This is a genomic window from Prosthecobacter sp. (assembly GCF_044373815.1).
GTDB lineage: Bacteria > Verrucomicrobiota > Verrucomicrobiia > Verrucomicrobiales > Verrucomicrobiaceae > Prosthecobacter.
This window is the reverse complement of record NZ_JBIPNG010000438.1, coordinates 1-5,617: the sequence shown is the minus strand read 5'-3', so window position 1 is coordinate 5,617 and position 5,617 is coordinate 1. Positions and strand designations below refer to the sequence as shown.

4 protein-coding genes and 2 pseudogenes are annotated in these 5,617 nt (G+C 59.8%); 2 read left to right on the top strand and 4 right to left on the bottom strand.

Annotation, left to right across the window (positions count from 1 at the left end):
- Nucleotides 1–173 precede the first annotated feature (173 nt).
- Nucleotides 174–1,058 carry a bacteriophage abortive infection AbiH family protein gene (locus ACIREA_RS25395; protein ID WP_397385123.1) on the bottom strand — a complete coding sequence of 295 codons (885 nt, stop codon included), beginning with the start codon at nucleotides 1,056–1,058 and terminating at the stop codon, nucleotides 174–176.
- Between the two features lie 175 nt (nucleotides 1,059–1,233).
- On the opposite strand from ACIREA_RS25395, the gene ACIREA_RS25390 reads away from it, so the two are divergent.
- Nucleotides 1,234–2,487 carry an MFS transporter gene (locus ACIREA_RS25390; RefSeq protein ID WP_397385122.1) on the top strand — a complete coding sequence of 418 codons (1,254 nt, stop codon included), beginning with the start codon at nucleotides 1,234–1,236 and terminating at the stop codon, nucleotides 2,485–2,487.
- 256 nt (nucleotides 2,488–2,743) lie between these two features.
- On the opposite strand, the pseudogene ACIREA_RS25385 reads toward ACIREA_RS25390, so the two are convergent.
- The 3 genes and pseudogenes from ACIREA_RS25385 to ACIREA_RS25375 form a co-directional block, all read right to left on the bottom strand.
- Nucleotides 2,744–3,658 (bottom strand): annotated as a pseudogene (locus ACIREA_RS25385) (spermidine/putrescine ABC transporter substrate-binding protein); the annotation flags it as partial.
- 20 nt (nucleotides 3,659–3,678) lie between these two features.
- On the bottom strand, nucleotides 3,679–4,296 hold the full coding sequence (locus tag ACIREA_RS25380) for a DUF6580 family putative transport protein (RefSeq protein WP_397385121.1): 618 nt from the start codon (nucleotides 4,294–4,296) through the stop codon (nucleotides 3,679–3,681).
- Between the two features lie 314 nt (nucleotides 4,297–4,610).
- Complete coding sequence (locus ACIREA_RS25375; protein WP_397385120.1) at nucleotides 4,611–4,856, bottom strand: glutaredoxin family protein; 246 nt, start codon at nucleotides 4,854–4,856, stop codon at nucleotides 4,611–4,613.
- A gap of 449 nt (nucleotides 4,857–5,305) precedes the next feature.
- Here ACIREA_RS25375 and ACIREA_RS25370 point away from each other — a divergent pair.
- Nucleotides 5,306–5,617, top strand: a pseudogene (locus ACIREA_RS25370) (hypothetical protein); the annotation flags it as partial.

The following is a 5,617-nucleotide window of genomic DNA, read 5'->3' as shown; positions in this document are numbered from 1 at the left end:
TGGTGCGGCTTTTCGAGCCCAATCAGCAGCCAGGCCGCCAGAGATGCCCGGTCATCCTCAGAAAGCTTGGCCGCCTCCGCCGTGAGTTCTTCCAGTTTCATGGTGTGAAGGTTACACACCGGCGGTTGCTCTGCCAGTGGGTTTTGAAGGAGTCAGCCACTCCTCCCGAAGGGTTAAGGTCCTTTTTTGGACATTTTCACTAAATCTCCATACCCCATTGTCTGGATTCTAGCGCACTGAACGCCACAGTTGATTAGTTGGGTTGTGACATGGTCCACTTCGCTTATCTTGTAGCAGCAAACCAGCCAATGAGCGCCTGATGCCCAAGTTGCCAATTCTTTAAAATATGGCAAATCAATGTCGTTGAGTGAATGGCCCATGACAATGATTTCGCTAACGGAACGCGCAGATTTGAAGAATTCGTCATTCTTTTTTAGGACTTCATTCACCGGTTTTTGAAGCGCATAAAAAGGATACTTGGCTGCGTTTTCAGAGTCTGTGAACATGGTTCGGTTACTGTCGCCATTCTCGTCCTGCTCGGGCTCTTCTTCTATGGTCTTACCATGTCCAAAAATGAGATCGTCAAGATTATCAGCTCGACCGTGCACATGAAATACTCTTGCTTCGCTTATCCCATATACAGATTGAAGGGTCGAGGTGTAGTTGAAGCTTATAAAGCTGGAATCCTGAGGGAAATCCATTTTTTTTACCACATCTGAGATGTCAATTCCTTCAACCCATTCCTGAAACGCTTTTTTTATCTCTTCCACATGATGGTCGGATTGTTCAGTTAATTCATCTTGAAGGCTATAGAATTCGCTGGGTCTAAAGCTTTCGGACATGAAGTCTATGTTGCAGTGATAGTCATAAAATTTCTTCCAGACAAAGTAGCCGAGATCATTCTCAAAGTCGGACCATAGTTCTTTGTCCGCTGTATCGAGTGAATAAAAGCCCTCAACTTCAAGAAGAATTTCCTTGGCGAAATTTTTAAAATCGTTGAAACTGGTGGGCAGGTCGTGCCACATATCGAATCCATTCCCTATAACGTAAAGTTTCACCGTGCGAATTAGAGCTTTACTAGGCTGACTTTTGTCAAATTCCTGAACATAAGATTGGAGGCTAGTCGCAGAGAGTCAATTGGAACCTTTCCGACTTTCGATCACTGGTTGACTTCGGTGGTCGTGGAGAAAATGGTAATGATTGAATCCCCCGCATTTCTTCCTTCATTGGCCGATGCCCTGCCCCACCCGCGTCCGCTACCGTGTTGTCGGCTTCATGCTGGCGCTCGGGGCCGTCACTTATCTTGATCGCGCGTGCATCGCCACGCTGTCGCCGGACATCCGGCGGGATCTGGGGCTGAGCAAGGATCAGATGAGCTGGATCTACAGCGCCTTTGCCATCGCCTACGCGGCGTTTGAGATTCCCACGGCGTGGTGGGCGGATCGCATGGGCACACGCCGGGTGCTCACGCGCATTGTCGCGTGGTGGTCCGCGTTTACGGTGGCCACGGGTGCGGCGTGGAGTTTTGGCTCGATGCTGGTCATCCGCTTTCTGTTTGGTGCGGGTGAGGCGGGCGCGTGGCCGGGCATGGCGCGGACGTTCTCGCGCTGGATCCCACGCTCGGAGCGCGGCACGGTCCAGGGCATCTTCTTTTCTGCGGCGCACATCATGGGCGGGCTCACTCCCGTGATCGCGCTGGCCGTGGCGGGCCTGTGCGGGTGGCGCTGGACCTTTGTGCTCTTTGGCCTGCCCGGCATCGTGTGGGCCGTGGCCTGGCAGCGCTGGTTCCGGGATGATCCGGAGCAGCATGCGGCGGTGAATGCAGCGGAGCTGGAAAAGATCGTGGCAGGTCGGGATCCAAGCAGCGGGCATCACGCAGGCTGGGCCTACTGGAAGCAGTTGCTGAAGCACCGCAACACCCTGCCGCTGTGCCTCATGTATTTCCCCAACAGCTTTGGCTTCTACTTCTGCATCACCTGGCTGCCGACTTATCTTCAGGAGCAACACGGCTTCAGCTCCATGCGCCTCGGCTTTTTCACCGGCCTGCCACTGCTGCTGAGCCCGGTGGCCGACCTTCTCGGCGGACTGGCCACGGATGCCGCCACGCGTCGGTTTGGCCTGCGCATCGGACGTGCAGGCGTGGGCGCCGCCTCCTACCTCGTCGCCGGCATCGCCATGCTGCTGGCCACGACCACCGCGCAGCCAGAGCTCGCAGCCTGGTGCATCGCCACGGCGGTGGCGGCCAGCATGTTCACCCTCGGCGCCTCCTGGGGCACCGTCATCGACATCGGCGGCAGCCACACCGGCGTCGTGGGCGCGGCGATGAACACCAGCGGCCAGATCGGCAGCGTGATCTGCCCGCTCATCGTGATCGGCCTGCAGCAGCACTACGACTGGAATGCGCCCCTGTACCTCATCGGCGCACTATTCCTCGTGGGAGCCGTCGCCTGGTGCTTCATCAATCCACACCGGAAGATTTTTGAGTAGGCGGGGAGCAGTCGAGGTGAGTGCCCCTGCGGGATCGAGGTGGATAGAAGCCCATTGAATCGCGGCGCTTAGCCATGCTGCGGCGCTTCCCAGAGCCGGTTAAAAACCGGCGCTCCCAGTACAGAATTCCCAGCGCTGCCTAGCGCGCTGCTTTCACCTGGTCCCACACTTTGGTGTACTTCGCGAGGTCGGGGCCGAGGTCTTCGATGACTTCGCATTTGGCCTGCAGCTCGGCGGGGATGGTGACGGCGGGGTTCTTGAGGAACTCGGGGCTGACTTGGGCCATCGCGGGTTTGTTGGGGCAGTAGTAGCCCATCCATTCCATGTTTTCGGCGGCGATGGCGGGATCGAGGACGAAGTTGATGAAGGCATGGGCGAGGGCGGGCTGTTTGGCGGTCTTGGGGATGACCATTTCATCGCAGCCGAGGGTGACGCCTTCGCGGGGGATGAGGATCTCGACCTTGGGGTTTTCCATCTGCACCTGGAAGAGGTCGCCGCTGTAGCCATGGACAAGGAGGAACTCGGCGGAGTCGATGCCACTCTTGTAGCCTTCGTTGTCAAAGCGGGCGATGTTCTTCTTCCAGCGGATGAGCACATCGCGCGCGGCGGCGAGCTGGGCTTCATCACGCGTGTTGATGCTATGGCCGAGGGACTTCAGCGCGGCGCCGATGCTCTCGCGCATGTCGTCCAGCAGGGTCATGCGTCCGGCCAGGGCGGCGCGGTCAAACAGGGCCCAGGTGGCTTCGGCGGGCGCTCCTTTGATTTTGTCCGCACGCACGGCGATGCAGGCATAGGCCAGGGTGTAGGGCACGCTGTGCGCCATGGTCTGGTCCTTCACCTTCGCCAGCACGGCGGGGTCGATGTTCGGCAGGTTGGGGATGAGCTTGTGATCCAGCTCCGCCAGCATGCCCTGTGCGTGCATCACCTGGATCATGTAGGCGGTGGGAAATACCAGATCATACCCAGCAGCGCCTGCCTTGAACTTGGCAAACATGCTTTCGTTCGAGTCGAAGGTGTCGATGACGACCTTGCAGCCGTGCTGCTTCTCGAACTTCTGCACCACCTCCGGGCTGATGTAGTCCGCCCAGGTGTAGAGGTGCAGCGTCTCCGCCTGCGCGGAGAGCGTGGCGCAGGCGCACGCCAGCGTGAAGAGCCATGCGATGCGCTTCATGGCCGTGGGAAGTGTGGGGCTCAGGCGGCCAGGGGCTGGCGCAGCGGGATGCGCTGCTGCTGGCGGAAGGCGGCTTCGGTGTTGAACGCGGCCAGGAGCAGGAGGCTGAAGCCGAGATCGCTCACGAGGGAGTTGCGCAGGAAGAACCAGGAAGGCAGGTGCCCGGGCTCTCCGGTGGTGACGGCCTGCAGCCAGCCCGCGAGATCGCGTGAGTAGGCGGAGACGGGATTGCTGAGCCAGGAGACGGTGTTGGTGAAGAAGTAGAAGACCAGCGAGCAGCCGGCCACGCCGAGCAGGCTGCCGAGCATGCCCATCTGCCCACGCCAGCGGCTGGCCAGCAGCGCGGCGACGGCAAAGCAGGGATACACCGCCAGGGCCTCCCAGTGCAGCACGGAGTGCATGCCGGTGGCGGAGGCATCGATCAGCACAAGGAGCAGCGGGATCAGGATGAAGGGCACCCGTTTGGAAAAGACCAGCGTGCCGGTGAAGGCCAGCGCCATCCACGGCGTGAAGTTTTCGAGTACTTCAAGGGTGACGTAGCCTTTGAGCTTGGCCCAGCGAAACGCAGCGGCGGCGACGATCAGGGCAAGCGGCAGCAAAAACGCACGGGAGGCGGGGCGGGAATCAGGGGAGAGCATGGGGAAAGAGGGGCGTGGGGCTGGGGGATAATGCAGGAACTCGGGCGCAAGGCAAGAAGGGGCTGGCAAAATGACGAAGTATCAAATCCGAAACCGTTTTCCGAATTCTATACGAGGCGAGGGAAGAATGAAGCCCCCATCTGCCAGGCATGCTTTTCGCAGGCTCAATGGACAGGCGTCTTTACCGCAGAGGGGCGGAGAGGCAGAGGTGGCAGAGTTCAGATGCATTCTCTGCTCCCTCTGCTTCTTTGCCCCTCTGCGGCGAAACTGAACGTCCCTACCGCAAACGATCCAATGACGGCGGCCAATGCCCCCTACACCGCTCCCTTTTTCTTCAAAAACGGCACCAACTCGTCCACGCCGAAGTCCGCCAGCACCTCGCCGTCCCAGTCCATGGTGGGGGCTTTGCTCTGGCCGCTGAGATCGATCATGGCCTGCATGGCCTCACGATTGCCGGAAACGACGATGGCTTCGTAGTCAATGCGCTTGGCATCAAGGTATTCCGTGACTTCTTCGCACCAAGGGCAGCCAGTTTTGATGTAAACGATGGGTTTGATCATGGGGCCATGATGGGATGAAAGCCCGCCCGGGGCAAGCAATGCGTACGTGATTCTCGGTTGACCGCCTCCGTGGCCTGATTACTGTCCGCCCGCTGTTTTCAGAGCCTTCATTGAGTGCTCCGAAGCCCGTCCCTTTGAACGTCAACTCCCCATGCGCTATCTTCGACCCACGACAGCGCAGCAGGAAGCGTTCCAGCGGATGGAACGCCCGAAAGGAATCTCCAGCGTGCTGCAAGTGTGCGCGGAAATGACTTTCAGGCAGGCAGGGCCAGTGCGGCCCAGCTTTGAAAACCGCAGCAGCCCGTGGTGGTGCTGTGGCAGGCCGCGTGTGCGGTCCGCCGCGTGCCGCGGACCCGTGGAAGAGGCAAGCCGCCCGTTCCCGCCCGCCGCCCCTATCAGCACCCCGGCCCTGCCAGTACACGCAACCCACCCCTACGTAAACTCAACTCATGTCCGATTATCCCAACCGCAATGGCGGAGGCAGCTCCTCCGGCAACGGCAATGGCCCTCGTCGCAACCGCAATCGCAACCGCCCACGTGGACCCCGTCCTGAAGGCCCACGCCCCACCCGTGAAGGTGGCCGCGAAACCCGCAATGCCGCCCCTTCTGGCTTTCAGAAGTTTCTGAGCATCATCAGCTTCGGCCTGCTCGGCAAGTCCAAGCCCAAGAGCCGCCCGCAGGCAGACCGTGGCCCCAGCGCCGGCCCACGCTCCACCAATGAAAATCCCCGCCCGCAGCGCGAGCCCCGCGTGCGCCGTGAG